This window comes from Balneolaceae bacterium (genome assembly GCA_034521445.1).
In the GTDB taxonomy this organism is placed as follows: domain Bacteria; phylum Bacteroidota; class Rhodothermia; order Balneolales; family Balneolaceae; genus JAXHMM01.
Genome location: JAXHMM010000010.1, coordinates 37994 through 63000 on the forward strand (window position 1 = coordinate 37994; position 25007 = coordinate 63000).

The following is a 25007-nucleotide window of genomic DNA, read 5'->3' on the forward strand; positions in this document are numbered from 1 at the left end:
GTTGGAGCGTGTCCTTTTGGTTAGGCCAGGGCGTGGGCCGATTGCTTGCACCTGGCTTCGAATTCGTCGCGGAACCGCGTGATGGTATGGCGCACCGGCCAGCAGGCGGCGTCCGCCAGGGCGCAGATGGTGCGGCCCTCCATCTGGGTGGTCAGGTCGAGCAGCAGGTCGAGGTCTTTGATCTCCCCCTCGCCTTCTTTAATGCGAATCAAAATCTTCTCCAGCCATCCCGTGCCTTCGCGGCAGGGGGTGCACTGCCCGCAGCTCTCGTGGTGGAAAAAGTGGGCGATGCGCCAGAGCACCTCCACCATGTCGGTGTCCTCGTCCATGACCACCATGCCGGCTGTCCCCAGCAGGGAGCCGGCCTCCCGCATGGATTCGGAATCCATGGAAACGCCCTCCAGCTGGTCGGCTCTCAGCACCGGGGTGGAGGCCCCTCCGGGAATTACCGCTTTCAGGTCTTTGCCGCCGCGCACACCGCCGCCCACCTCGTTGATAAGATCCAGGACCGGCACGCCAGTGGGCAGCTCGTAGACCCCCGGGCGGTTCACATGTCCGCTTATGCCGTAGAGCACGGGTCCGGGATGGCCCTCGGCGCCGATGGAGCTGTACCAGTCGGCCCCGTTGTTGATGACCAGGGGCACATTGGCCAGGGTCTCGATATTGTTGATGGTGGTGGGACGTCCCCAGAGACCTTTCTGGGCGGGGAAGGGAGGCTTGACGCGCGGATAGCCGCGCTTGCCCTCCAGGGATTCCAGCATGGCGGTCTCCTCCCCGCAGATATAGGCGCCGGCCCCATAGACGGTGTGCAGTTCGATGTCTTCGCCGCTGCCCAGGATGTCCTCCCCCAGGTAGCCGCGGCTGTAGGCCTCGGCCACCGCCTTTTCAAAAATCTTGCCGTAGTCGAGGTACTCCCCGCGGATGTAGACGTAGATGGTCGACACCTGCATGGCGTAGGCGGCGATAAGGGCCCCCTCCAGGAAGAGGTGGGGGTTGAACTCGAATAGCTTGCGGTCCTTGAAAGTGCCCGGCTCCGACTCGTCGCCGTTGCAGGCCAGGTAGCGGGGACCCCCGTCGGGATCGGGCATGAAGCTCCATTTGAGTCCGCAGTTGAAGCCGGCCCCGCCGCGCCCCCGGATATTGGCGGCCTTCACCTCGTTGGTCACCTTTTCGCGCGACCAGTCGCTGTCTTGCATCACGGCCTTCAGCGCCCGGTATCCGCCGTTCTCCTCGTAGACCCCGATCTTGTGCAGGTCGGGTATGTCGGGGATCAGCTTCGGTTCGTAAGATCTCCAGTCGTCAGCCATGGGTCAGGTCGCTGCTTGGTTGCGTTTCTCAAGATGGGGCATCGCCATCGATTCAAATTCGGGAGTCTGCCCGTTGCGCAGATTTTCAAGGAGGCGGTCCACCTTCTCGGTGGTCAGCTTGTTCACGTAGGGCCCGTTGGTGACCTGCAGCATGGGTGCGTATCCGCAGGCGCCCAGGCACTCCACCTCCTGCAGCGTGAACATGCCGTCGTCGGTGGTCTCGCCCGCCGAAATGCCGAGGCGGTCCTCCAGGTGGTGCAGAATTTCGTAGCCCCCGCAGAGCTGGCAGCTCAGGCAGGTGCAGACGTCCAGCACAAAGCGGCCGGTCTCCTCCTTGTAGTACTGCGTGTAGAAGGAGGCCACCCCGTGCACGTGGGCCTCGGGGAGGTCCAGGGTGCGGGCCACAAGCTTCTGAACCTCGGGCTTGACGTGCCCGAATTTGCGCTGGGCCACCCAGAGCACCTGCAGCGTGGCCGCCTTGTTGTTGGGGAAGCGTGAAGTGATCTTCTCGATCTCCTCACGTTCTTCTCCGTTAAACGATAGATCCTGTTCTGCCATAATGCGTTATGCTATTTGTCTGCTTCTCCCATGACGGGGTCGACCCCCCCGATGATGACCACGGTGTCGGCCACCATCTCCCCGTCGAGCAGGTCCTCGAGCACCTGCAGGTTGGCGAAGGAGGGGGAATTTATTTTGAGTCTCCAGGGATGGCCCGTGCCATCACTCTGAATGTAGTAGCCCAGCTCGCCCTTGGGTCCCTCGACGGCGTGGTAGCATTCGGTGCCGTCCGGGGGACATATGCCGGTGTCGGTCATCATGAAATCGTGGATCATGCCCTCCATGGAGTAGTAGACCTCATCCTTGGAAGGATAGGCCTGCTTGGCGTTGTCGGCACGTACGGGTCCCTTGGGCATCTTGTCCAGGCACTGTCGGATGATGCGGATGCTCTCCTGCATCTCCTCCATGCGCACGTAATAACGCGCCAGGTTGTCGCCCTCCAGGCGGGTGGGAATCTCGAAATCGATATTGTCGTAGCGGGCGTAGGGCTCGAAGTCGCGGATATCGTAGGCGTAGCCCGAGGCGCGCAGAGTGGGTCCGGTAGCCCCGGAGGCGAGGGCGTCCTCGGTTTTCAGCACACCCACCTCGGCGTTGCGGTCAATGAATATACGGTTGCGGTCCAGCAGCCCGTGCCAGTCGCGAAGCTCGTCGGGGAAGCGGTCCACAAAGTCTTTGATCATAGACACGGCGTCGGGGGTAAGGTCGTTGGCCACCCCGCCGATGCGCGCGTGCGATATGGTAAAGCGGTGTCCCCCGATCTGGTCGAAAATGTCGTAGAGCTTCTCCCGCTCCCGGAAGGTCCAGATAAAAAAGGAGACTGCGCCGGCGTCCATCACCAGGGTGCCCAGCCAGAGGAGGTGGGAGGAGATGCGCGCCAGCTCGCAGCCGATCATGCGGATGTAATGGGCGCGTTCGGGTACCTCCACGTCGGCGATCTTCTCCACGGCGGTGCAGAGGGCCACGTTGTTGGAGTAGGGGGCGAGGTAGTCCATGCGGTCGGTGTAGGGCATGAACTCCTGGTAGGTCTTGTTCTCGGCAATTTTCTCCACGCCGCGGTGGAGGTAGCCGATGTCCAGTTTCGCCTTCTCGATGATCTCCCCGTTAAGCTGCAGGATGAGGCGCAGCACGCCGTGGGTGGCGGGGTGCTGGGGACCCATGTTGAGAACCATCTTGGTGCTGAGGGGATCGGCGTCCTCCAGCATCTCCACAGTGGTGTGCTTGTCTTCCAGGGACTGGTAGAGCGATTCCTGGTGCTCCCTGAAGAACTTGGGCGTTACCTGCTTGGTCAGTTCCTTGTCGGACATGGCGGCGATGGATTAAACGTCGTCTGTAGGTGCGATGCGCACGGTCTGCGGTGCCGGAGTCATTCGGTGTCGGGGGTGGTGCTGGGGAGTTCGATAGATCCGGGGATGCCCAGCAGGGGAAATTCCTTGCGCATGGGGAAGTAGTCGTAGTCTTCGGGCATGTAGATGCGCCGCAGGTCGGGATGGCCCCGGAAACGCACCCCGAACATGTCGTAGACCTCCCGCTCGAACCAGTCGGCCGAGGGCCAGAGTTCATAGACAGAGTCGGCTTCCGGATTCTCCTCCTCCAGGCGAATTTTCACGAAGAGGCGGAGGCGGTCCTTGAGTGAAACCAGGTTGTAGACCACTTCAAAGCGTTCCTCGGAGGTAAAACGGTCGACAGCGAAAATGTCGGAGAGATAGATGAAGCCCAGCTCTTCCTTGAGGGTTCGGCATACCTCCACGATGGCTCCCCGTTTCACGCGCACGAAGGTGTCGCTCGAGGATTGGCGGATCTCCACCACCTGGTCGCCGTGGGCGTCGGAGAGGCCGTCGAGGGCGGTCCGCATGGTGTCGGATAGCTGCAGTTCCATGTCAGGTGTCGAGCATTACGGAGTGTTCGGTACGGATCTTGTCCTGTATCTTCATAAGGGCGTGCAGGAGGGCGTCCGGGCGGGGCGGGCAGCCGGAGACGTAGGCGTCCACCGGCAGAAAGTTGTCACAGCCCTGCACCACGCCGTAGCAGCGGTGCATGCCGCCGGTGGAGGCGCAGGCGCCCATGGCGATGCACCACTTGGGGTCGGGCATCTGGTCCCATATGCGCCGGATGGCGTGTGCCATCTTGTAGTTTACCCATCCTGCCACGATCATCACGTCGGCCTGGCGGGGCGAAAAACGCATCACCTCCGAACCGAAGCGGGCGGCGTCGTATTTGGGTCCGGCGAAGGCCATCATTTCGATGGCGCAGCAGGCCAGTCCCATAGGCATGGGCCAGGCCGCGTTGGAGCGGGCCCAGTTGACCAGCGTATCCAGTTTGGTGGTGAAGTAACCCTCACCCATCGCACTTTCTATTCCCATAGCGAATTAAGTCTTACTTAAAGTCTGAAAGTCTAATAAGTCTTAAAGTCGGAAAGTCGGGAAGTCATCGGACTTTAAGACTTTATGACTTCCCGACTTATTAGACTTTATAAGAGTTTGCGTTTGATGTCCCAGTCCAGCGTACCCTTTTTCAGCGTATAGAGCAGACCGATGAAGAGGACGCCGATGAAGAACACCATGGCCAAGAGGGTGCCGACCCCGTGATCCAGGAATCGCACAGCCCACGGATAGACGAAGACGACCTCCAGGTCAAAGACAATGAACTCCATGGCTACCAGGTAGAAACTTATCGAATAGCGGTCCCGCGCCTCGCCCACGGGGTCCATGCCGCTTTCGTAGGGATTAAGTTTGTTGGTATTGGGCCGGTAGGGCCCAAGCAGACGGGAGAGGCTCATCAGCAGCAAGGCCAGCAGGAAGGCCACCCCTGCGATGACGAGAATGGGGACGTAGTTCGAGAGCATCGACTTTAGATAGCTTCTGTTTTAGCTGCGAGAAATTAGGGTCAATCCGTTCCAATGTCAATGAAATCGGGGCAGGGAATATAGAATGTTCAGCCGACAAAACATACAAAAGGAGCCCCCGTTATGCTATTTAAACAGGATATAAACTGCGAGCTGCCTCCACCTGTACGAGAGGTTCCGGCATGGAATCTCAACATGTAAATTTTGGTTGTAATGCCTTGCGGCAAGCGGCTGACACCGGCCGCAGCTCCACCCTCCGAAGGCCTCCTTGCCCGGGCCGTGCGAGTTTACGAGGACCGTAAAAAACCGTACATTACGTGAGCTGACACTTACCACCCCTAAAACCTGCAGGTGACCATTGGGTAAGATCAAAATGGAAATTTTGGGACTCTCCACCAGCCCCAGCAGCGGAGGTGCCTACGCGCTCATCCTCAACGAGGCGGAGGGGCAGCGGAGGCTCCCCATTATCATCGGTACCTTCGAGGCGCAGGCCATCGCGCTGGAACTGGAGCATATCAAACCGCCCCGGCCGATGACCCACGACCTTATGAAAAGCATCATCGACACCTTCAAGGCCGAATTCAGCCAGGTCTTCATCAACGATCTGAGCGAGGGCACCTTTTTTGCAAAGATCCTCTACAGCCGCAACGGGGAAGAGCTGGAACAGGACGCCCGACCCAGCGACGCCATCGCCCTGGCCGTGCGCTTTAACGCCCCAATTTATGTGGAAGAGAAGATTCTTGACGAGGCGGGCATACTTACCGAAAGTGAAGGGGAGGCCGGCGAGCTCACCACCGGGGGCGGGGAGGAACCTTCGCGCGAGATGAGCAAACTGGAAAAGCTGGAGCAGGAGCTGCAGACCGCCATTGATACGGAAAATTATGAGAAAGCGGCCCGCCTGCGCGACGAGATCCAAAAGCTAAAAGGGTAGGAGCTTGCAGCTAAAATCCATTCCTTTCGACCGGCTGCCCTTCTCCCGTCTTTTCCAGGCCTATACTAGCGATCCTTCCACGCTGGAACCGTTCTACGAAGACCATCCCTTCAATCCCGGCTGCGCCCGGGCCCGCGCGGAGTATCTGGGCGGCAGGGAAGATGAAGGGATCTCCCGCGGGCGCCTGGGCGAGCTGCTGGAAGCATTTAACGCCCGCTTCGATCCCCCGCAGGAGGTGCGCGACAACATCGCCCGGCTGGGGGAGGGAGAGGCCCTTGCGGTGGTCACAGGCCAACAGCTTACCCTCTACGGGGGACCCCTCTATACCGTCTACAAGACCCTCACGGCTATTCACTATGCCCGTCGGATGGAAGAGCGCCTTGGCCGTCTCGTCGTGCCGGTTTTCTGGCTGGCCGATGAGGATCATGACTACGACGAGGTACGCCACCTCACGCTGCTGGACGGCCACGAACCGCGGCGCGTGGAACTGCCTCCGCAACCTCGCAGCCGGCAGCCGGTGGCCCACCGCATACTTCCCCCCGAACTGGAGGAGACCCGTGAGGAGGCCAGGAAGATGCTCTTTGACACCGATTTCAGCAGGGATCTCTGGGAGGGCCTGGACCGCCACTGGTCAGCCGGCAGCCGCTTCGACGAGGCTTTCGGGGGTTGGCTGCTCTCGCTGTTCGGCCACCGCGGACTGGTGCTATTCGGCAGCAGCTGCGAGGGGGTGAAGGAGGCCGGCAGGGAGCTTATGGCCCGATCCGTGGAGCAGGCCGACGAGGCGCGCGAGGCCCTTGAGGTGCAGAGCGCCCGTCTGGAGGAGCAATTTCACCGGCAGGTCACCCTCTACGATTCCAACCTCTTCCGGCTGGACGGGCAGGGCGGCCGCGTCAAGATCGGCCGGGAAGGCGACCGGTGGGAGGCGGGGCCGGGCGACTCATGGAGTACCGAAGAGTTGGCACAGGAGGTGCGGGAGCGTCCTGAGAGTTTCTCGCCCAACGTCTTTTTACGTCCCCTTCTGCAGGACCGCCTGCTGCCCACTCTCGCCTATGTGGCGGGTCCGGGAGAGGTGGCCTACTTTGGACAGATGAAGGGTCTCTACCGATGTTTCGGCATGCGCATGCCCCTTATTCTGCCCCGCCTCAGCGCCACCCTCATCGAACCCGCCATCGACCGCATCCTCGGCGAACTGCCCTTCGAGCTGTCCGAATACGCCCGCCGCATCGAAGACCTGGAGTCGGACTACGTGGACCGTACCGAGCAGGCCGACATCGAGGACCTCTTTTCCAGCTGGAAGAAAGAGGCTGAGAAAATATCACGCCAGCCTACCGAGGCTGTGGCTAACATCGATCCCACCCTCAAGGGGGCGGCCGGCAAGGCCACCGCCACCTTTTACAATGAACTGGACAAACTCAAAGGCAAGGTCTATCGCGCCGTCAAGCAGCAGGAGGAGACCCAGCTCCGCCGCATACGCCGCATCAAGGGGGAGCTTTTCCCCGGCGATGGGGCCCAGGAGCGCACCCTTGCGGCCATTTGGTATATGAACAAGTACGGCACCGGCCTCTGGGACCGGCTCCTGGAGCGCCTTGAGGAAGAGGAGGACGACCCTTTCAACCATCACAAGCTGATCTATCTCTAGGTGAGCGAACAGGTACAGAAAGAACGCGTGCGCACCTCCCTGCTGGATCGCCGCCGGCGCATTACAAAGGCTCGCTACCGAGCCAAGTCGGAGATCATACGGGAGCGGCTGACGGACATGCCCGAATTCCAGGATGCCCGCACCGTGCACTGCTATGTTTCCATGAACGATCGCGGGGAACCTGATACCCATCCTCTCCTCAGGGAAATGCTTGATGCAGGACGGCGCGTGGTGGTGCCGGTGACCGACTTCGACTCCGGGACCCTCCGCCATGTGGAACTTACATCCCTGGAGGAGCTGCGCCCCAATAAATGGGGCGTGGAGGAGCCGGAGGAAGGAGAGGAGGTACCGCTGCCTGAGCTCGATTTCATTGTGGTGCCGATGGTGGGAGGAGACCGTCAGTGCAACCGCCTCGGCTACGGGAAGGGATTTTACGACCGCTTTCTGGAGCGGACGGACTGCTTTCGCGTGGGACTTCTTTTCGAGGAGTGTTATGTGAACGAACTGCCGGCCGATCCCTTCGACGTACCTATGGACGCCATCGTGACCGACCGGCAGCTCGTGCGGCGACCGGCAGCGCCCCCTCGACATTAAGAGACGCACTGGTTACCTTGAACATCACGTCCTCGTGCATCTTCGCGCGGTGCCGGATCCGGGCGGCCTGTAACATGCGGCCGGCCGGTGCCGTATTATGGGCATGTAAGCCGCCTGGAAGCCACGGACACCCGAAACGAGACCGCATTTTCTCTTATGACGGAACAGACCAGACAGCGCAGCAGCCAGAAGAATCTGGATTCCTTCATGGAGTTCGAGGATCATGAGCTCCAGACCACCATGCACGACTTTCTGCAGGAGGAGAAGAAGGAGGAGGCTAAAATTTGGAACGTTGCAACCATCGCAGGCATTGCCATGTTTTTCGTGGCCATGCTCTACCTCATACAGATGATCGGACTGGGTATCGGGCCCGATCTGGGCGGCCTGATCACCTGGTCGCCCCTAATTGGCGGCGTGCTGGTCACCCTGGTGGGATTCGGATTTCTGGTGGGCGACCAGAAGAAGAATAATGCATCCCAGAGTCAAAGGCGTCCCTCCGATTCGGGCGAACCTGTCTTCGATTTCGAGTCCCGGGGCGATGCCTCTGAATTCAATATCGACAACGACCTGGACGAAGACTCCTACGAGAGGCGCAGCTCGCGGAGGGGCACGCAGACCGGCACGCGCTCCGGCTCCCGGACCGGCTCAAATGCCGAGGCGTTCCGCTTTGACGACTACGCCCTCAACAAGCCCAAAAAACTCTACAAGTCGCGCACCGACCGGAAATGGCTGGGGGTATGCGGGGGACTTGCCAAGTACCTGGGCATCAGCTCCACGGTGATACGGCTGCTCTTCGTTATCTTCACCTTCGCCTCCAGCGGCGTGGCCATACCCGCCTATATCGTCCTTGGTATTGTCCTGGACAAGGAGCCTCCTGAATTGATGGACGACTTTAACTTCTAGGACGTGTTCATCACCTTCGAGGGCATAGACGGCAGCGGCAAATCCACCCAGATCGACCTGCTCAGGCGCCACCTGGACGATGCCGGTGAGAGGGTGGAGGTCTTCCGTGAACCGGGCGGCACCATCCTCTCCGAACAGGTGCGCTCCCTGCTGCTCGATCCCGATTCGCGCATCAACCCGGTCACCGAACTGCTGCTGTTCTCCGCCGCACGCTCCCAACTCATGTCCGAAAAGGTGCTCCCCCTGCTGGAGGAGGGAGCCTTTGTCATCCTCGACCGATTTTTCGACTCCACCACTGCCTACCAGGGCTACGGCCGCAACTCCCTGCCCCTGGAGGAGATTGAGCGTATCAACCGGGCGGCCAGCCACCACCGCGCCCCCGACCTGACCTTTTATCTGGCCATCTCCCTTGAGGAGGCGCGGAGCCGAACGGAAGGCATGGAGCAGGACCGGATGGAGCGCTCCGGCGAAGCTTTCTACCGCAGGGTCATCGAGGGCTTCGAAGAGTTGGCCCGCCGCGAGAATCGATTTTTGCGCCTGGACGCCACCCTTCCCCCCGACGAGCTGCACGGGCGCATCCTTGCGGCGGTTGATCTCCCCGGCACACGCTGAGCCGGTCCGCCACCCGCCAACCCCTTCAGCGTCCCACAGGGCTAATTCAGCTGTGAAATTAATTGCCGATGAAGCAAATAATGGTTAAATTTATTGCATTGTGGGTGAATCCTAAGGTTAATCACGACTCGTTCCTCCAGCAAAGGACTTCATTCCTAACAATAACCTCTCAATTCGGAAGCAATTTACCATTATGGCGCACGAAAGAATCGATGTTGATCTGCCTCTAGCCAAAGTTTACGAATACCTCAGCGATCCGGGGTATTTTCCACATTTTTTTGAACGCATCGACAGGGTAAACAAGGTCAACTCCCAGACCTTCGAATTTTTTACGAAGATCGACGGCGAAGATTACCAGTGGACCACCAATATCATTGACAATCTTCGCAACACCCGCTTCGCCTGGATTACCATCAACGGAAACCTGAATCAGACGGGCACTATCCGATTCACCCCGCTGGACAATGGTGAACGCACACGGGTGGATTTCAGCTTGGATATCCGCACCTTCTACGGTGAGCCCGCGGAGGAGCTGGCCACCTTTATTCAGGGACTCGCAGCCCAGCTGAAGAAGGATCTGAATCGCTTCAAGGAGGAAGCCGAGGAGGATAAATTTAAAGAGAAGGCCGACACGACTATCGCCGAGGCGGAAGCCGCCGCTGAAGAGGCTGCCGCTGAAGAGGCTGAACAGGCCGAAGCCGAGGAGGCCAAAGCTGAGGAGGACGAAGAAGTGGCCGCCTGAGGCGCTTCAACCATCTATTAACAGAAAAATGCGCACCTGCAGAGGTGCGCATTTTTTTTAGGTCCCCTCCCGTATCGCCATGACCCTGCAGGATTTTCTCTCCTCTGACGCCGCCACAGCACCCCACCTGCTGCTGGCTGGAAATCCCGTGTCGCACAGTTTATCTCCCCTCATGCACAACGCCGCCGCGGCACACTTCGGCATGGACCTTCGCTACCACGCGGTACGGGTGGAGCGCGAAGAATTCGGGCGACTGCTCTCCCACTTCCGGCGCGACTCCTTCCACGGGGCCAACGTCACCCTGCCCCACAAGGAGTCCATGGCGGAGGCGGTGGACCGGCTGGAGGAGGACGCTCTGCGGATAGGGGCCCTCAACACCGTGGTGCGTGAGGGCGTACGGCTGGTGGGCCGCAATACGGACGTTTACGGCTTTCTGCAGCCCCTGCAACCCCTGCGCGACCAGCTGGAGGGTGGCCTGGCAGTGATATTCGGCACCGGCGGCGCCTCCCGCGCCGTCTGCCACGGATTGCACCGGCTTGGCATGGAGCGGATTGTGGCGGTCTCCCGCAGCCCCGCCCGCCGGAATCCCCCGGCCGATCTCCCCGGCCTGCAGCTGGCCGGCTACGATAGCTGGCAGGCCCATGCGGAGAAGGCCTGCCTGGTGGTCAACACCACGCCCCTGGGCATGCACCCGGAGACCGGGAAGAGTCCGGTCCGCGACACAGAGGCTTTCCTGCTGAAGGGGAAGGTGGTTTACGATATTGTCTACCGTCCCCGCACCACCTACCTGCTGCGTCAGGCCGAAGAGGCGGGGGCGCAAACCATCGACGGGCTGGAGATGTTTATACAGCAGGGCAGCCGCTCCTTTGAATGGTGGACCGGCAGGCCTTTTCCCATACCGCTCATCCGAGAGAAACTGTATGAAGCGCTCCGGACCTGACATCGACCTGATCCTTCCGCGTTGGGCCTCCCGCGACGGGACGGGAGACCCGCGCGATGGGGAGGGTGTGACAGCCTTTTTCACCACCCGAAACACCGGCTGGAATGCCGGCGGCGATGAGGCCGCCGTATCCGGGCTGAACCTGGGACTGAATACGGCCGACCCGCCGGAGCGCGTGCACCGCAACAGGGAAAGGTTGTTCGAAGCCCTGGCGCTGGACCCCGAATGGGTGGCCCTGGCCGGCCAGGTGCACGGGACACACGTGCGATGCGTAAGCGCCGGCGGCACCTACCCTGAAACCGACGGACTGGTGACCCGCGTGCCAGGGCTGGCTCTGGGCATACAGGTGGCCGACTGCGCTGCCGTGCTGCTCTGGGAGCCCGCCGCCCGGGTGGTCGGTGCGGTGCATGCCGGATGGCGCGGGGCTGCAGGAGGCATCCTTCCCCGTGCCCTGGAGGTGATGAAGGGCGAGGGGGGCGACCCGGAAAAAATGCACGCCTTTGTTTCCCCCTGCCTGTCCCAGGCCCGTTTCGAGGTGGGCGAGGAAGTGGCCGAACAGTTTCCGGAAGACTTCGTGGACCGTGAAAGCCACCGGAAGCCGCACCTGGATCTGAAGGGATTCCTGCTGCAGGAGCTGGCCGATGCGGGCATGGATCCCTCCCGTGTGGAAGTGCACCCGGGCTGCACGCTTACCAATCAAAAATATTACTCATGGCGCCGCCAGGGAGAGCAGAGCGGGCGCATGATGGGCGTTGTGGGCCTGGCCTCCTGAACGGACCGTAGGCTTCACGCCGCATTCTTTATTTTGGCCGCAATTTCTCTATCTTCAAAACTCTTTTGAAACGCAAAGTCCGCATTGCTTGGAACGTCAACAACTGGTGATACTGGGTTCCACAGGATCCATAGGCAAACAGACCCTGGAAATCCTGCGCATGCAACCCGGCCGCTTTGATTTGCTGGCCCTCAGCTGCCGGAGCAGCTGGGAGGAGCTGGCCCGCCAGGTGGAGGAGTTCCGTCCCCGCTACGCCCTGTTGGGCGATGAAAACCTGCGCGGGAAGCTGGAGGAGCGCCTGCCGGACGATCTGCCCACTGAGCTGCTCTACGGTAGCGGGAAACTGGAGGAGCTGGCCGCCCTCCCCGAGGCTGACGTGGTTATGAACAGCCTGGTGGGTTTCGCCGGCTTCCGACCCACGGTCAAGGCCCTGGAGGCGGGCACCAAGGTGGCCCTGGCCAACAAGGAGTCCCTGGTCGTGGGCGGAGAAATCATCCGAGGGCTGGCGGGCGACTCTTTCGACCGGCTGGTGCCGGTGGATTCCGAGCACAGCGCCATGCTGCAGTGCATCGTCGGGGAGAAACGTGAGCGCGTGGACCGCATCGTGCTTACCGCCAGCGGGGGACCCTTCCGCTCTTTCTCGCGCGAAATGATGGAGGAGGTGAGCGTGGCGGACGCCCTCGATCATCCCAACTGGTCGATGGGGGCCAAGATCACGGTCGACTCGGCCACCATGATGAACAAGGGCCTGGAGCTTATAGAGACGCACTGGCTCTTCGGACTTCCGCTGGACCGCATCGAGCCCGTGGTGCATCCCCAGAGCGTGGTCCACTCCGTGGTCACCTTTGTGGACGGGAGCAGCAAGGCCCAGCTGGGTCCGCCCACCATGATGGTCCCCATCCTATACGCCCTCACCTATCCCGACCGCGCTCCCCTGGAGGCGCCCACCCTTGACTGGAGCAAGGCCTTTGAACTCACCTTCGAACCGGTGGACCGCGTGCGCTTTCCCTGTCTGCGACTTGCCGAAGAGGCGGCGCGCAGCGGGGGGCACGCACCCGCCATTCTAAATGCTGCCAACGAGATCGCGGTGGAGCGGTTTCTAAAGGAAGAAATTTCTTATATTGGCATCCCTGAAATCATAGAGACCTGCCTCGAAAAACTATACGAGGGAGACGCTCCGACGGTCGACTCTCTGCAGAACGTCGACCGCCGGACCCGAGAACTGGCACGAACCTTATAAGTAGCACGACGCACCCCCATGGAATGGATCATCAGCCTGCTGTCTACGCTGGGCATCTTTGCCGCAGCCCTGCTCATCCTCGTGTTTTTTCACGAGCTGGGCCACTTCCTGGCAGCCAAATTTTTCGGCATGCGCGTGGAGCGCTTTTCGCTTGGATTCCCACCCCGAATCTGGGGCTTTAAAAAGGGTGACACCGACTACTGTGTAGGCGCCACCCCGCTGGGCGGCTATGTAAAAATATCCGGCATGATCGACGAGAGCATGGACACCGACCACCTGGAGGAGGAGCCTCAGCCCTGGGAATTCCGCAGCAAGCCGGTCTGGCAGCGAATTGTGGTTATCACGGCCGGCGTGATCTTCAACATGATCCTGGCCGTGCTCATATATGCCGGACTGGCCCTGACGGCCGGTGAGACCAAGGTGGAGCTGGACAGTGTCGGGGGACTCTACGTGGCCGAGGGCTCCCTGGCGCAGCAGATCGGCTTCCGAAGCGGAGACCGTATTCTGAGCGTGAACGGCGAGCAGGTGCCCTACTTCTCCGACCTGGTGGCCCCCACTCAGCTCACCCGCTCCGATGTGCACTATACGGTTCAGCGAGGCGGGGAGGAGGTGACTGTGGGCCTGCCCGACAGCGCCCTCAACGAGTTCAGCCGGCAGGGTTTCATCTCCCCGACCAATGCCATTCCCAGCCGCGTGCGCCAGGTACAGGAGGGCAGTCCCGCCGACTCGGCCGGCCTGCAGGCGGGCGACCGCATCATCTCCCTGAACGGCGACTCGGTGGCCTGGTGGGCGCAGCTGGTGGAGGGCATCCGCAGCAGCACCTCCGACAGCCTCTCCCTGCAGGTGGCACGCGGGGACCGGACGCTCGCCTATACCATGCGCCCGCGGGCCGACGGGACCATCGGCATTGCCTCGCCTGCACCCGATGAAATTTTCGAGATTCACCGATTCCAATACGGCCTCTTCGAATCGATGCGTGTGGGCGGGGAGAAGACCGCTGCCACCTTCACTGGCATCATTCAAGGCTTCAGCAAGCTTTTTTCGGGCGACATCTCCGTGCGCGAAAATCTGGGGGGACCCGTGGCCATCGCCAACGTGACGCGGGAGGCCACCGAGGTGGGGGGCATGATTGGCTTCTGGAACATCACGGCCTTCCTCAGCATCACCCTGGCCATCATGAACATCCTTCCCATTCCCGTGCTGGACGGGGGGCACCTCATGTTCCTGTTCTACGAGGGCATCACCCGCCGGGAGCCCTCGGCAAAAGTGCGCATGGTGCTCCAGCAGATCGGTTTCGTGCTGATCATCGCGCTTTTCATCTACGTCACCTTCAACGACATTCTCAGACAATTCGGGTAGTTTCGCAATGGGTTTGATTGCACGAGACGGGTATTCAACCATCGCGGTGGTCATCCTGACGGCCGCCATTATCAGCTATGCGGCCTCTTTCGGCGGCCACTGGACCCAGTGGGTGGTCTACGGCAGCATGATTCTGCTGGTGGGATTCATATTCTATTTCTTCCGGGATCCCGAGCGCCGGGTGCCCGAGGCCGAAAACCTGGTGCTTTCGCCCGCCGACGGAAAGGTGGTGCTCGTCAAGGAGGTGGAGGAGCCCGACTACATAGGGGGAGAGGCCCTGCAGATCAGCATCTTCCTTTCGCCCATGGACGTGCACGTCAACCGCATCCCCTCCCACGGCACCGTGGAGTACGTGGAGTACCACCCCGGCATCTACCTGATGGCTTTCGATCACCGCTCCTCGGAACTGAATGAGCGCGCTGATTTCGGCGTCCTGCATCCCTCCGGACGGAAGATCTTTTTCCGGCAGATCACCGGATTTCTGGCCCGGCGCATCGTCTACCACATCGGGGTGGGCGACACCGTGAGAGCTGGCAACCGCTTTGGCATGATGAAATTCGGGTCCAGAATGGATATACTGCTGCCGCCCGGCGTGGAGCTTCGCGTGCAGGAGGGCGACCGCACCGTCGCCGGTGAAACCGTACTGGCCGCCATCTCCCCCTCATGAAGTACCCCATCCAAAAATGGAAGCGCTACCGCCGGCTGCGCAAGAAAAACGGCCGCAAGCGCAAGCCCATTCCCCGTATCATCGTGCCCAGCTTTTTCACGCTGATGAACCTCTTCTGCGGCTTCCTGGCCATCATCAGCATCGCCGAGGGACGGCTCTATTTCGGAGCCTGGCTCATCGTCTTCGCCGGACTCTTCGACGCGCTGGACGGCTTCATGGCGCGCCTGTCGAATGCCACCAGCCAGTTTGGCATCGAGCTGGACTCCATCAGCGACGTAGTCTCCTTTGGAGTGGCCCCCGGATTCCTGCTTTACGCATTCGGGTTGGGCGACCTGCCGCTGGTGGGCATCCTGCTGAGCGCCCTGCCGCCGCTGTGCGGGGCCGTGCGCCTTGCGCGCTTCAACGTGGAATCGAAGCAGCCCGACCAGCAGTTCTTCAAGGGGCTGCCCATTCCCGCCCAGGCCCTGATGATCTCCGCCTTCTACCTTACCTTCCACAGCCGCCTTCACTGGTTCGAGGGCTTTGAGAACGGCATAAACTCCCTGCTGATCCCCCTCATTGTCGTGCTTTCCTTTCTGATGGTGAGCACCATACCCTTCGACAAAATGCCCGGCTTCGACCGGAAGTCCATCCAGCGCTACAAGGGGCGCCTGTTTCTTTTCATCTTCTACGGCTTTCTCATCGCGGTGCTGCAGGAGATCGGGCTGATGATCGTCTTCTCCGCCTTCATCCTGAAAGGCGTGGTGCTGGGGGCTTGGATCTTCTGGCTGGAGGCCTTCGGAGAGGAGGGCGAGTTCCCTTCCGAGGGTTGATTTTAGGGGGAGGGGACCCTATCTTCGCATTCGATGAACGAAATGAGCTCCCATATTTCCGCTCCCCGTTGGTGGCACGGACACGACGTCCGCGCAGTGGGGAAGGTATGAGCTGACAAGCCAGGTACCAACGAAATCAACCCGCTGCAGGAAACTGGGGCGGGTTTTTTTATGCATGCAAACAGGCGCAGGGTGAACGAGAAAAACTTTATACGCGAGGCGAAAAAACACACGGCCGTGCCGGTCTACCGCCGGCTCATGGCCGACGTGCTGACGCCGGTCTCCCTCTTCCTGAAGCTGCGGGAGGGAGCCGACTACCCCTTTCTGCTGGAATCGGTGGAGGGGGGCGAGCAGATTGCGCGCTACTCCTTCCTGGGACGCAACCCCTACCAGGTGCTGCGATACGGGGAGGAGGGCGTCACCCTGCAGCGCGGCGGGCGCACCCAAAGCCTGGAGGAATCCTACTTCGAGGCCCTGCGACGGCTGACCACCCGCTACAGCGAACCGGAGGTGCCCGGCCTTCCCCGGCTGACGGGCGGGGCCGTGGGCTACTCCTCCTACGACACCGTCCGCGAGGTGGAGGACCTGGGCGACCCGCCCGGCGACGGCCTGGGACTGCCGGAGGCTATCTGGGCCTTCTATGACGAGATCTACGCCTTCGACCATGTGAAGCAGCAGGTGGTGCTCATCGTGACCGTACTGCTGGACGGCGAGGAGGAGTCCGGCGAGGAGAAGCTGCGCGACCTTCATGCGGAAGCCCAGGATCGTCTGGACCGCATGGAGTCTGACGTTCACCGCGCTGCGGGCCGGCCGGGCGACTTCGAGATCGATCCGGACCGCCTCCGCAGCAACGTGGAGCGCGAAGACTTTGAGGCCATGGTGGAACGTGTCAAGGAGCATATCTACGAGGGCGACATCTTTCAGGTGGTGCTCTCCCAGCGCTTTGAGACCGAATTTTCGGGCGACCGCTTCATGCTCTACCGCGCCCTGCGCATGGTGAATCCTTCGCCCTATCTCTTTTTTCTGGAGTTCGGCGACTTTGCCCTGGTGGGCTCCTCTCCCGAGGTGCTGGTGCGCGTGCAGGAGGGGGGGGCCGAGCTGCTGCCCATCGCCGGCACTCGTCCCAGGGGCGATAGCCCCGAAGAGGACCGCGCCCTGGCCGAGGAGCTGCTGGCCGACCCCAAGGAGAACGCCGAGCACGTGATGCTGGTGGATCTGGGTCGAAACGACCTCTCACGGGTCTGCAAGCCCGGCAGCGTGCGTCCGGTGCGCAGCCGGGTCATCGAGCGCTACTCCCACGTCATGCACATCGTGTCGGACCTGCGCGGGGAGCTGCAGTCCGGACGGACGGCGGTGGATGCACTGCGCTGCTGTTTCCCGGCGGGCACGGTCAGCGGGGCGCCCAAGATCCGCGCCATGGAAATCATCGATGAGCTGGAGCCCTCCCGGCGCGGACCCTACGCCGGGGCGGTGGGCTACTTCGACTATTCGGGCAACATGGACACCTGCATCGTGATCCGCACCATGGTGGTCACCGGCGACCGCGTCTACATACAGGCGGGGGCCGGCATCGTGGCCGACAGCGACCCCGCCACTGAATTCGAGGAGACCCGCAACAAGGCGGGCGCGCTGGTGGAAGCCCTCAGCGTGGCCCTCCGTCTCACGCATCCCTGAACGCAAGAATACGAACCAAGAACCCGAGCATCCCATGAAAACTATCCTGTCCGGCATAACCCCCTCCGGCAAGCTGCACCTGGGCAACTACTTCGGCGCCCTGCGCCAGCACATCGCCATGCAGGAGGAGGGCGATGCCTTCTATTTCATCGCCAACTACCACTCCCTCACCTCGGTAAACGACGGGGAGGAGATACGACAGAATACCGTGGACATCGCCCTGGACTACCTGGCGCTGGGACTCGATCCGGAGCGCTGCACCTTTTTCTGCCAGAGCGACGTGCCCCAGCACGCCGAGCTGTCCTGGATCCTGGGTACCTTCTGCCCGGTGAGCCTGATGGAGAAGGGGGTGGCCTACAAGGACAAGGTGGCCCAGGGACTCAATCCCAACATCGGACTGTTTACCTATCCCATCCTGCAGGCGGCCGACATTCTCATCTACGGCTCCGACCTGGTGCCTGTGGGACAGGACCAGAAGCAGAATATTGAGATCTGCCGCGATCTGGCCGGTAAGTTCAATCACAACTACGGGGGCGAATACTTTACCCTCCCCGAAGAGCACATCCTGGAGTCGGTGGCCGTGGTGCCCGGCATAGACGGCCGCAAGATGAGCAAGTCGTACGGCAACACCATCGGCATCTTCGACGAGGGCAACACCCTTAAAAAGAAGGTGATGTCCATCGAGACCGACTCCACCCCGCTGGAGGAGCCGAAGGACCCCGATTCCTGCAATGTCTTCGCCCTCATACGCCTCTTTGCCGATGATTCCGAGCGCGAGGAGATTGCGCGCCGGTATCGCGAGGGGGGCTACGGCTACGGGCACGCCAAGAAGGCCCTGCTGGGCATGATCGACGACTACTTCGCCGAAGCGCGTGAGGAGCGCCGCCGGCTGGCCGACAACCCCGGCTACGTGCACCGGGTGCTCCGGGAGGGCGCCGTGCGGGCCCGCGAGCGGGCCGAGGAGGTTATGGGACCCGTCCGTGAGGCGACGGGTCTCTACAAGAGCTACCGCATTGTATCGGAGGGGGAGGAAGACTGAGCCATGATCCTGATCATCGACAATTACGACTCCTTCACCTGGAACCTGGTCCACCTGGTGGCCGGGCATACCGACGACTACCGCGTGGAGCGCAACGACGCGCTTGCCGTGGAGCAGGTGGAGGAGCTGCAGCCCGCCGGCGTGCTCATCTCCCCCGGTCCCGGACGTCCCGCCGAGGCGGGCATCACCGAAGCGCTCATCGAACGGCTGGGCGCCGCCATCCCCATCCTGGGGGTCTGCCTGGGCCACCAGGCCATCGGGGAGGTCTACGGAGCCCGTGTGGTCCACGCCCCGGCCCTCATGCACGGGAAGACCTCACAGGTTTTTCACGACGGCAAGGGGGTCTTCGAGGGACTGGAGGAGGGTTTCACGGCCACCCGCTACCACTCGCTGGTGCTCGATCCCGATTCCATTCCGGAGGTGCTGGAGGTGACCGCCCGCAGCGAGGACGAAGTGATCATGGGCGTTCGCCACCGCTCGCTGCCCGTGGAGGGCATACAGTTCCATCCCGAAAGCATTCTTACGACTGCCGGACCCCGCCTGCTGGCCAACTGGCTGAAGGGGCTGGCCGCCGCTGAAAACGACTGAAGCAACCGCAACACCCAAACACGCACCATGGATTTCAAAGAAATACTGGAACAGCTCGCCGACGGACAGGACCTGCAGGCCGATGAGGCCGCCGGGGCCCTCCGCGCCATCATCTCCGGGGAGATCAGCGACGCTGAAATCGCCGCATTCCTATTCGGCATGCGCGCCAAGGGGGAAACCACCCAGGAGCTCACCGCCTTCGTGCGCGTCATGCGCGAGGCCGCCGTCAAACCCGACGTGGAGGTGGAGGGGGCGGTGGACCTCTGCGGGACGGGCGGGGATAATTCCGGCACCTTCAACATCTCCACGGCCGCCATGTTTGTGGTGGCCGGCGCCGGGGTGCCCGTGCTCAAGCACGGCAACCGCAGCGTCTCAAGCAACTGCGGCAGCGCCGACGTGCTGGAAGCCCTCGGTGCGGTACCCACCCTTCGCAGGGAGGGCGTGGAGCAGGTATTTCGCGAGACCGGCATGGCCTTCATGTTCGCCCCGCACTTCCACCCGGCCATGAAACACGTGATGCCCGCCCGGCGCGCCCTGGGCGTGCGCACCTTCTTTAATATCTTGGGTCCCCTGCTCAATCCCGCCGGCGTGCGCCGGCAGATGGTGGGGGCCTACAGCCGGGAAGTGGCCCGCCAGATGGTGCAGATCCTGGCCAACCTCGACACCGAATTCGCCTACGGGGTGAACGCCCACGACGGACTCGACGAGGTGAGCGTCTGCGCCCAGACGGTGGTCTTCGAGCTGAACGGCAAGATGATCAACGATTCGGTCATCTTTGATCCCCGCTCCCTCGACTTCGAATGGCACGACATGGAGGAGCTGCAGGGAGGCGGCCGCGAGGTCAACGCGGGCATTATCCGCGACCTGCTCTCCGGCGACGGAGCCGCCGGACCCCGCAGCGTGGTGCTGCTCAACGCCGCCTTCGGCATCAACGCCTCCGGCATGGCCGGGGGACTGCAGGAGGCCCGGAAGATGGCGGACGACAGCCTGGCTTCGGGCGAGGCTCAGCGCGCCCTGGAACGCTTCGCCGAGGCCACCCGCCAGGCCCGCAGCGAGGAGGAGGGAAGCTGATGGGCACCGTCCTGGACGATATCGTCGAGCAGACGGCGCGCGACCTTGCCAAACGCCGCCGCCGCATCTCCTTCCGCGACCTGTCCTCGCTGGAGGACTACGAGCGGGAGCGCCGCGATTTTGCCGGCGCCCTGCGGGAGGAAGGCCGCGTGTCGGTCATCGCCGAGATCAAGAAGGCCTCCCCCTCCAAAGGGGTGATCCGGCCGGACTTCGACCCGCAGGCCATCGCCCGCGCCTACCGCCGGGGAGGGGCCTCGGTCCTGTCGGTACTTACCGACGAACCCGCCTTTCAGGGGCGCCTGGAGTACCTCTCGGCGGCCAGCAGGGCGGCCCGGCTTCCCGCCCTGCGCAAGGATTTCATCATCGACCCCTACCAGGTGCGCGAGGCGCGGGCCTGGGGCGCCGACGCGGTGCTCTTTATCGTGGGCATCACCGAGGGGCGGCAGCTGGAGGAGCTGCTGCACGCGGCCGCCGAGGAGGGGCTGGCCTGCCTGGTGGAGTGCTACACCGAAGAGGAGCTGAAGCGCGTGCCCTGGGAGCTGGTTTCCGTGCTGGGCGTCAACAACCGCGACCTGCATACCTTCGAGGTGGACCTGCACCGGGGCGTGGCCCTGCTGCAATCAGCCCCGAAGGACACGCTGCTCGTATCCGAGAGCGGACTCGGCACGCCGGAAGACCTGAAACTGTTGCACAGGGAGGGAATACACGCCGCGCTTATCGGCGAGCATTTTATGCGTCGGGACGACCCCGGCCAGGCCGTCCGCGAGCTGCTGCGGGGTGCTTTTCCGCCGGACAGCGGCGAGGGGGAGGAGGAGTGAAACGAACAATTGTCCAACCGACCAAGATGGTAACACCGTGAACGACGAGCGAACCAAGGTCAAAATCTGCGGCATCACCAACCTGGAGGACGCTCGTTTTGCATCCGGGGCGATGGCGGACTACCTGGGATTTATTTTCTACGAGGGGAGTCCGCGTCACGTCACTCCCGCCGAGGCGGGAGCTATCCGAAACTGGATTGAGGGCGTGCCCTGCGTGGGCGTCTTCGTCAACCAGCCCATGGACGACGTGAACATGATCGCGCGTCAGACCGGGGTGGACCTGGTGCAGCTGCACGGCACCGAATCCCCCGAATACTGCACCCTGGTCGACAAGCCGGTGATCAAGGTGATTCACGTGGAGGAGGGAGCCACCGCGGAGGAGCTGGCCGGGGAGGCCGAACGCTACCGCGAGGCCGCCGACTACCTGCTCTTCGACACCAAAATGGAGGGGCAGTGGGGTGGCACCGGCCGCACCTTCGACTGGAGCCTTCTGGAGGAGGCCAGCGGCGGACTGCCCTGGTTCCTGGCCGGGGGACTCACCCCGCAGAATGTGGCCGAGGCCGTCCGTACGGCGCGACCCGCGGCGGTGGACGTCAACAGCGGGGTGGAGGCGGAGGGGCGACCCGGGGTAAAGGACTACGACAAAATCGACGAACTCATGAACCAGATGCGATCCCTATGACCTACGACTTTCCCGACGCTTCCGGTTACTTCGGCCGTTTCGGGGGCTCCTTTGTGCCCGAAACGCTGGTGCCCGTGCTTGAGCAGCTCCGCACATCCTACGCCGAAGCCTGGGGTGACAAGGAGTTCCGCGCGCGATTCCGCCACCTGCTGCGCGAATACGTGGGACGTCCCACCGCCCTCACCCTGGCCGAACGGCTCACCGCACACTATGGCCGCGCCCGCATCTACCTCAAGCGCGAGGACCTCTGCCACACCGGCGCGCACAAGATCAACAACGCTATGGGACAGGTACTGCTCGCCCTGCGCATGGGCAAGGAGCGCATCATCGCCGAGACCGGCGCCGGACAGCACGGGGTGGCCACCGCCACCGCCTGCGCCCGCTTCGGGGTGCCCTGCATCGTCTACATGGGGGAGGAGGACATGCGCCGCCAGCAGCTAAACGTGGAGCGCATGCAACTGCTGGGCGCCGAGGTGCGTCCCGTGCAGAGCGGCTCCCGTACACTGAAAGACGCTACCAACGAGGCCATCCGCGACTGGGTGACCCACCCCGGCGACACCTTCTACGTTATCGGCTCGGTGGTGGGTCCCCATCCCTATCCCATGATGGTGCGCAATTTCCAGCGGGTGATAGGCGAGGAGACGCGCGCCCAGATCGAGGAGGCCGAGGGACGGCTGCCCGACTACATGCTGGCCTGCATAGGCGGCGGCTCCAACGCCATCGGCTTCTTCCACCCCTTCCTGGAGGAGGAAACCGTGGCCATGTACGGCCTGGAGGCCGCCGGCGAGGGCGTGGAGACCTCCCGCACCGCCGCCACCCTCACCCGGGGCGCCCCCGGCGTGCTGCACGGTTCCATGAGCTACCTGCTGCAGAGCGGGGAGGGGCAGGTGCACCTGGCCCACTCCGTCAGCGCGGGCCTGGATTATCCGGGCATTGGACCCGAGCACAGCCATCTTTTCGACCGCGGGAGGGTGGACTACCGCGCCGTCACCGACGCGCAGGCCATGGAGGGGGTGAAGCTGCTCTCGGCCACCGAGGGCATCATCCCCGCCCTGGAGACCGCCCACGCCGTGGCCTTCCTGGAGGAACTTATGCCGCAGACCGAAGAGGGGGAGCTGGTAGTGCTGAACTGCTCCGGACGCGGCGACAAAGACATGTCCACCATTACCGAATGGACCGGCCGCGAGAAGTGAGACCGGTCCGGTCGCTTGAATTACTATGAAACTAATAGTATTGTATACACCATGAGCCAGACCGCCGCAACCGACCGCATTGCACGCCTCTTCGAGCAGAAGGGAGAGGAGCCTGTCATGAGCCTCTTCCTGACGGCGGGCTTTCCCCGGCCGGAGCACACCGTGGAGCTGGTGCTCGGCCTGGAGGAGCACGGGGCCGACATGGTGGAGCTGGGCATGCCTTTCAGCGATCCGCTGGCCGACGGACCCAGCATACAGTATGCCAGCAACACAGCCCTCGAGCAGGGCGTTACCATGGAGGACATCCTTGAGATGGTGCGTGGGATCCGCGCGCGCTCGGAAATGCCGCTGGTGCTCATGGGCTACATCAATCCCGTGCTGCGCTACGGCGTGGAGCGGTTCTGCCGCGACGCCGCGGAGGCCGGGGCCGACGGACTCATCCTGCCCGACCTGCCCCCGGATGAGGCGGACCTGCTGGCCGGACACGCCGAGGCCCACGGGCTGCGGCTGATTTTCCTGGTGGCGCCCAATACCTCCGACGATCGCATGCGCCTGATCGACGAGCGCTCCCGGGGCTTTGTCTACTGCGTGTCGGTGACCGGCGTCACCGGCGCCCGGGAGGGGGAGGAGGTGGCCCGCTCGGTGCAGCGATTCATCGGCCGCGTGAAGGAAAACATCACCCGCAATCCCATCATGATCGGCTTCGGCATCCGCTCCCACGAAGACGCCCGCCGCGTCGCCTCCCAGGCGCGGGGTTTTATCGTGGGTAGCGCGCTGGTGGACCTTATACGCGAGCACTATCCCGAGGAGGGATGGAAGGATCGCCTCTTTGCTTTTGTTCGTTCATTGAAGTATGGTGAACCGACCGACTCCAACAACTAACCCTGAAGACGTTCAAGCTATGAAATTCTACGCATCCGGTCTGATTACCCTCATCTTCGCCGCCCTGCTTATGGGATGCGGGGGCGACTACCGGCAGGAGGCCGTAGGCGGCTTCGGCGAAGCCGTGGTGGTGATGGACTCCACCCAGTGGCAGGGCAGCGCCACGGCCGAGGCTGTGCGCCAGACCTACGGTCAGGTGATCCGTACCTTGCCCACCTATGAATCGGCCTACGATCTGCGCTGGGAGAATTTTAACTCCCAGCAGGAGCTTGACAACCTGAAGCGGAACAAGAATCTCATTATCGCCGCCCCCCTCGAGGGGGAGGGAAACACGGCCGAGTGGATACGCAGCCTCCTCGGCGAGGAGGTGAAGAAGCGGGTGCGCAGCGGGGAGTCCTTCGCCTTTCCCTTTGAGAATCAGTGGTATCGCAATCAGTGGGCCATTGTGCTCACCTCCACCAGCGATTCCGCGCTCGCCGCCAGGATCAACGACTCCCGCGACGCTCTCGTTGAACGGCTGACCGACAAGGAGCTGCGGCGTTGGACCGAGGAGATCTACGACCGGGGCGAGAAGACCGATATCGAGGACAGCCTCATGACCAACCACGGCTGGATGATCCGCGTACAGCACGACTGGTACAAGAATCTGGATACGACGTGGACCGAAAACGGGCAGACGCAGCACATCGTAACCATGCGGCGCGAGCTGCCCGAAAACAGCCGCTGGTTCTGGGCCTGGTGGCGCGAGGATGTGTCTCCCGCCATGGTGGACAGCATCGACCAGACGTGGATCAACACCCGGCGCGATTCGCTCATGCGCGACTGGGTCCGCGGCACCCGGCCGGACTCCTACGTCACCACCGAGTACCGCCGCGACGTGGTTACCGAGCGCCTGGAGCTGAACGGCAACCCGGCCTGGGAGACCCAAGGCGTCTGGCGCATGACGGGCGACGCCATGGGCGGGCCCTTCCGCACCATGACGGTCTACGACGCCGACTCCGAACGCCTTTTCATCCTGGAGTTCGGTCAGTTCGCCCCCAAGTACAACAAGCGCCACTTCGTCCGGCAGTTCCGCGCCATGCTGCGCACCTTCCGCACCGACTCTACCTGGAACCGCAACACGCCCATGGCCGCCAACTAAG

At 62.4% G+C, this 25007-nt stretch carries 27 protein-coding genes; 21 read left to right on the forward strand and 6 right to left on the reverse strand.

Annotation, left to right across the window (positions count from 1 at the left end; genetic code table 11):
* Positions 1 to 20 precede the first annotated feature (20 nt).
* From nuoF to ndhC, 6 genes are all read right to left on the reverse strand, one after another.
* Entirely contained in the window at positions 21 to 1307 is a 1287-nt protein-coding gene (gene nuoF / locus U5K31_11400) for an NADH-quinone oxidoreductase subunit NuoF (GenBank protein MDZ7773325.1), read from the reverse strand.
* Positions 1308 to 1310: 3 nt separating this feature from the next.
* Positions 1311 to 1865, reverse strand: coding sequence for an NAD(P)H-dependent oxidoreductase subunit E (locus tag U5K31_11405; GenBank protein ID MDZ7773326.1), 555 nt, complete (start codon positions 1863 to 1865; stop codon positions 1311 to 1313).
* 11 nt (positions 1866 to 1876) lie between these two features.
* The gene (gene nuoD, locus U5K31_11410) at positions 1877 to 3169 is read right to left on the reverse strand and encodes an NADH dehydrogenase (quinone) subunit D (protein ID MDZ7773327.1); all 1293 of its coding nucleotides are present in this window, start codon (positions 3167 to 3169) and stop codon (positions 1877 to 1879) included.
* 59 nt (positions 3170 to 3228) lie between these two features.
* Entirely contained in the window at positions 3229 to 3741 is a 513-nt protein-coding gene (locus tag U5K31_11415) for an NADH-quinone oxidoreductase subunit C (protein MDZ7773328.1), read from the reverse strand.
* A 1-nt stretch (position 3742) separates the two neighbouring features.
* Positions 3743 to 4225 carry an NADH-quinone oxidoreductase subunit NuoB gene (nuoB, locus tag U5K31_11420; protein ID MDZ7773329.1) on the reverse strand — a complete coding sequence of 161 codons (483 nt, stop codon included), beginning with the start codon at positions 4223 to 4225 and terminating at the stop codon, positions 3743 to 3745.
* 107 nt (positions 4226 to 4332) lie between these two features.
* The gene (gene ndhC, locus U5K31_11425) at positions 4333 to 4707 is read right to left on the reverse strand and encodes an NADH-quinone oxidoreductase subunit A (protein MDZ7773330.1); all 375 of its coding nucleotides are present in this window, start codon (positions 4705 to 4707) and stop codon (positions 4333 to 4335) included.
* Between the two features lie 358 nt (positions 4708 to 5065).
* Here ndhC and U5K31_11430 point away from each other — a divergent pair, with 358 nt between their 5' ends.
* The 21 genes from U5K31_11430 (at position 5066) to U5K31_11530 (ending at position 25006) form a co-directional block, all read left to right on the forward strand.
* Positions 5066 to 5638: a bifunctional nuclease family protein gene (locus U5K31_11430; protein MDZ7773331.1), complete on the forward strand. Its 573-nt coding sequence runs from the start codon at positions 5066 to 5068 to the stop codon at positions 5636 to 5638.
* Positions 5639 to 5642: 4 nt separating this feature from the next.
* Positions 5643 to 7277, forward strand: coding sequence for a bacillithiol biosynthesis cysteine-adding enzyme BshC (gene bshC, locus U5K31_11435; GenBank protein ID MDZ7773332.1), 1635 nt, complete (start codon positions 5643 to 5645; stop codon positions 7275 to 7277).
* On the forward strand, positions 7278 to 7871 hold the full coding sequence (locus U5K31_11440; protein MDZ7773333.1) for a 5-formyltetrahydrofolate cyclo-ligase: 594 nt from the start codon (positions 7278 to 7280) through the stop codon (positions 7869 to 7871).
* Positions 7872 to 8027: 156 nt separating this feature from the next.
* Positions 8028 to 8774 carry a PspC domain-containing protein gene (locus U5K31_11445; GenBank protein ID MDZ7773334.1) on the forward strand — a complete coding sequence of 249 codons (747 nt, stop codon included), beginning with the start codon at positions 8028 to 8030 and terminating at the stop codon, positions 8772 to 8774.
* Between the two features lie 3 nt (positions 8775 to 8777).
* Positions 8778 to 9386, forward strand: coding sequence for a dTMP kinase (gene tmk / locus U5K31_11450; GenBank protein MDZ7773335.1), 609 nt, complete (start codon positions 8778 to 8780; stop codon positions 9384 to 9386).
* 193 nt (positions 9387 to 9579) lie between these two features.
* Positions 9580 to 10128: an SRPBCC family protein gene (locus U5K31_11455; protein MDZ7773336.1), complete on the forward strand. Its 549-nt coding sequence runs from the start codon at positions 9580 to 9582 to the stop codon at positions 10126 to 10128.
* A 79-nt stretch (positions 10129 to 10207) separates the two neighbouring features.
* Positions 10208 to 11068 carry a shikimate dehydrogenase gene (gene aroE / locus U5K31_11460; GenBank protein ID MDZ7773337.1) on the forward strand — a complete coding sequence of 287 codons (861 nt, stop codon included), beginning with the start codon at positions 10208 to 10210 and terminating at the stop codon, positions 11066 to 11068.
* Entirely contained in the window at positions 11049 to 11840 is a 792-nt protein-coding gene (gene pgeF / locus U5K31_11465) for a peptidoglycan editing factor PgeF (GenBank protein MDZ7773338.1), read from the forward strand. The genes aroE and pgeF overlap by 20 nt, the downstream gene beginning before the upstream one ends.
* Before the next feature lie 88 nt (positions 11841 to 11928).
* Complete coding sequence (gene dxr / locus U5K31_11470) at positions 11929 to 13080, forward strand: 1-deoxy-D-xylulose-5-phosphate reductoisomerase (protein MDZ7773339.1); 1152 nt, start codon at positions 11929 to 11931, stop codon at positions 13078 to 13080.
* A gap of 18 nt (positions 13081 to 13098) precedes the next feature.
* On the forward strand, positions 13099 to 14439 hold the full coding sequence (gene rseP, locus U5K31_11475; protein ID MDZ7773340.1) for an RIP metalloprotease RseP: 1341 nt from the start codon (positions 13099 to 13101) through the stop codon (positions 14437 to 14439).
* A gap of 13 nt (positions 14440 to 14452) precedes the next feature.
* Positions 14453 to 15106 carry a phosphatidylserine decarboxylase family protein gene (locus U5K31_11480; GenBank protein ID MDZ7773341.1) on the forward strand — a complete coding sequence of 218 codons (654 nt, stop codon included), beginning with the start codon at positions 14453 to 14455 and terminating at the stop codon, positions 15104 to 15106.
* Positions 15103 to 15918, forward strand: coding sequence for a CDP-diacylglycerol--serine O-phosphatidyltransferase (pssA, locus tag U5K31_11485; GenBank protein MDZ7773342.1), 816 nt, complete (start codon positions 15103 to 15105; stop codon positions 15916 to 15918). The genes U5K31_11480 and pssA overlap by 4 nt, the downstream gene beginning before the upstream one ends.
* 192 nt (positions 15919 to 16110) lie before the next feature.
* Positions 16111 to 17592: an anthranilate synthase component I gene (trpE, locus tag U5K31_11490; GenBank protein ID MDZ7773343.1), complete on the forward strand. Its 1482-nt coding sequence runs from the start codon at positions 16111 to 16113 to the stop codon at positions 17590 to 17592.
* 34 nt (positions 17593 to 17626) lie between these two features.
* Positions 17627 to 18631, forward strand: a complete 1005-nt coding sequence (gene trpS, locus U5K31_11495; GenBank protein MDZ7773344.1) for a tryptophan--tRNA ligase — start codon at positions 17627 to 17629, stop codon at positions 18629 to 18631.
* A 3-nt stretch (positions 18632 to 18634) separates the two neighbouring features.
* The gene (locus tag U5K31_11500; GenBank protein MDZ7773345.1) at positions 18635 to 19219 is read left to right on the forward strand and encodes an aminodeoxychorismate/anthranilate synthase component II; all 585 of its coding nucleotides are present in this window, start codon (positions 18635 to 18637) and stop codon (positions 19217 to 19219) included.
* A 27-nt stretch (positions 19220 to 19246) separates the two neighbouring features.
* A complete protein-coding gene (trpD, locus tag U5K31_11505; GenBank protein ID MDZ7773346.1) occupies positions 19247 to 20290 on the forward strand; it encodes an anthranilate phosphoribosyltransferase in 1044 nt (347 codons plus the stop codon).
* Complete coding sequence (gene trpC / locus U5K31_11510; GenBank protein ID MDZ7773347.1) at positions 20290 to 21108, forward strand: indole-3-glycerol phosphate synthase TrpC; 819 nt, start codon at positions 20290 to 20292, stop codon at positions 21106 to 21108. Before trpD ends, trpC begins: the two co-directional genes overlap by 1 nt.
* A 37-nt stretch (positions 21109 to 21145) precedes the next feature.
* Positions 21146 to 21790, forward strand: a complete 645-nt coding sequence (locus U5K31_11515) for a phosphoribosylanthranilate isomerase (GenBank protein MDZ7773348.1) — start codon at positions 21146 to 21148, stop codon at positions 21788 to 21790.
* The gene (trpB, locus tag U5K31_11520; protein ID MDZ7773349.1) at positions 21787 to 22983 is read left to right on the forward strand and encodes a tryptophan synthase subunit beta; all 1197 of its coding nucleotides are present in this window, start codon (positions 21787 to 21789) and stop codon (positions 22981 to 22983) included. The genes U5K31_11515 and trpB overlap by 4 nt, the downstream gene beginning before the upstream one ends.
* Before the next feature lie 51 nt (positions 22984 to 23034).
* Entirely contained in the window at positions 23035 to 23865 is an 831-nt protein-coding gene (gene trpA / locus U5K31_11525) for a tryptophan synthase subunit alpha (GenBank protein ID MDZ7773350.1), read from the forward strand.
* A gap of 19 nt (positions 23866 to 23884) precedes the next feature.
* Positions 23885 to 25006, forward strand: coding sequence for a DUF4837 family protein (locus U5K31_11530; GenBank protein ID MDZ7773351.1), 1122 nt, complete (start codon positions 23885 to 23887; stop codon positions 25004 to 25006).
* Position 25007: the final 1 nt, after the last annotated feature.

Coding starts and splice junctions, on each gene's coding strand:
- nuoF (MDZ7773325.1), bottom strand. CDS start 1,307: ATGGCTGACGACTGGAGATCTTACGAACCGAAGCTGATCCCCGACATA.
- U5K31_11405 (MDZ7773326.1), bottom strand. CDS start 1,865: ATGGCAGAACAGGATCTATCGTTTAACGGAGAAGAACGTGAGGAGATC.
- nuoD (MDZ7773327.1), bottom strand. CDS start 3,169: ATGTCCGACAAGGAACTGACCAAGCAGGTAACGCCCAAGTTCTTCAGG.
- U5K31_11415 (MDZ7773328.1), bottom strand. CDS start 3,741: ATGGAACTGCAGCTATCCGACACCATGCGGACCGCCCTCGACGGCCTC.
- nuoB (MDZ7773329.1), bottom strand. CDS start 4,225: ATGGGAATAGAAAGTGCGATGGGTGAGGGTTACTTCACCACCAAACTG.
- ndhC (MDZ7773330.1), bottom strand. CDS start 4,707: ATGCTCTCGAACTACGTCCCCATTCTCGTCATCGCAGGGGTGGCCTTC.
- U5K31_11445 (MDZ7773334.1), top strand. CDS start 8,028: ATGACGGAACAGACCAGACAGCGCAGCAGCCAGAAGAATCTGGATTCC.
- U5K31_11455 (MDZ7773336.1), top strand. CDS start 9,580: ATGGCGCACGAAAGAATCGATGTTGATCTGCCTCTAGCCAAAGTTTAC.
- aroE (MDZ7773337.1), top strand. CDS start 10,208: ATGACCCTGCAGGATTTTCTCTCCTCTGACGCCGCCACAGCACCCCAC.
- pgeF (MDZ7773338.1), top strand. CDS start 11,049: ATGAAGCGCTCCGGACCTGACATCGACCTGATCCTTCCGCGTTGGGCC.
- rseP (MDZ7773340.1), top strand. CDS start 13,099: ATGGAATGGATCATCAGCCTGCTGTCTACGCTGGGCATCTTTGCCGCA.
- pssA (MDZ7773342.1), top strand. CDS start 15,103: ATGAAGTACCCCATCCAAAAATGGAAGCGCTACCGCCGGCTGCGCAAG.
- trpS (MDZ7773344.1), top strand. CDS start 17,627: ATGAAAACTATCCTGTCCGGCATAACCCCCTCCGGCAAGCTGCACCTG.
- U5K31_11500 (MDZ7773345.1), top strand. CDS start 18,635: ATGATCCTGATCATCGACAATTACGACTCCTTCACCTGGAACCTGGTC.
- trpD (MDZ7773346.1), top strand. CDS start 19,247: ATGGATTTCAAAGAAATACTGGAACAGCTCGCCGACGGACAGGACCTG.
- trpC (MDZ7773347.1), top strand. CDS start 20,290: ATGGGCACCGTCCTGGACGATATCGTCGAGCAGACGGCGCGCGACCTT.
- trpB (MDZ7773349.1), top strand. CDS start 21,787: ATGACCTACGACTTTCCCGACGCTTCCGGTTACTTCGGCCGTTTCGGG.
- trpA (MDZ7773350.1), top strand. CDS start 23,035: ATGAGCCAGACCGCCGCAACCGACCGCATTGCACGCCTCTTCGAGCAG.
- U5K31_11530 (MDZ7773351.1), top strand. CDS start 23,885: ATGAAATTCTACGCATCCGGTCTGATTACCCTCATCTTCGCCGCCCTG.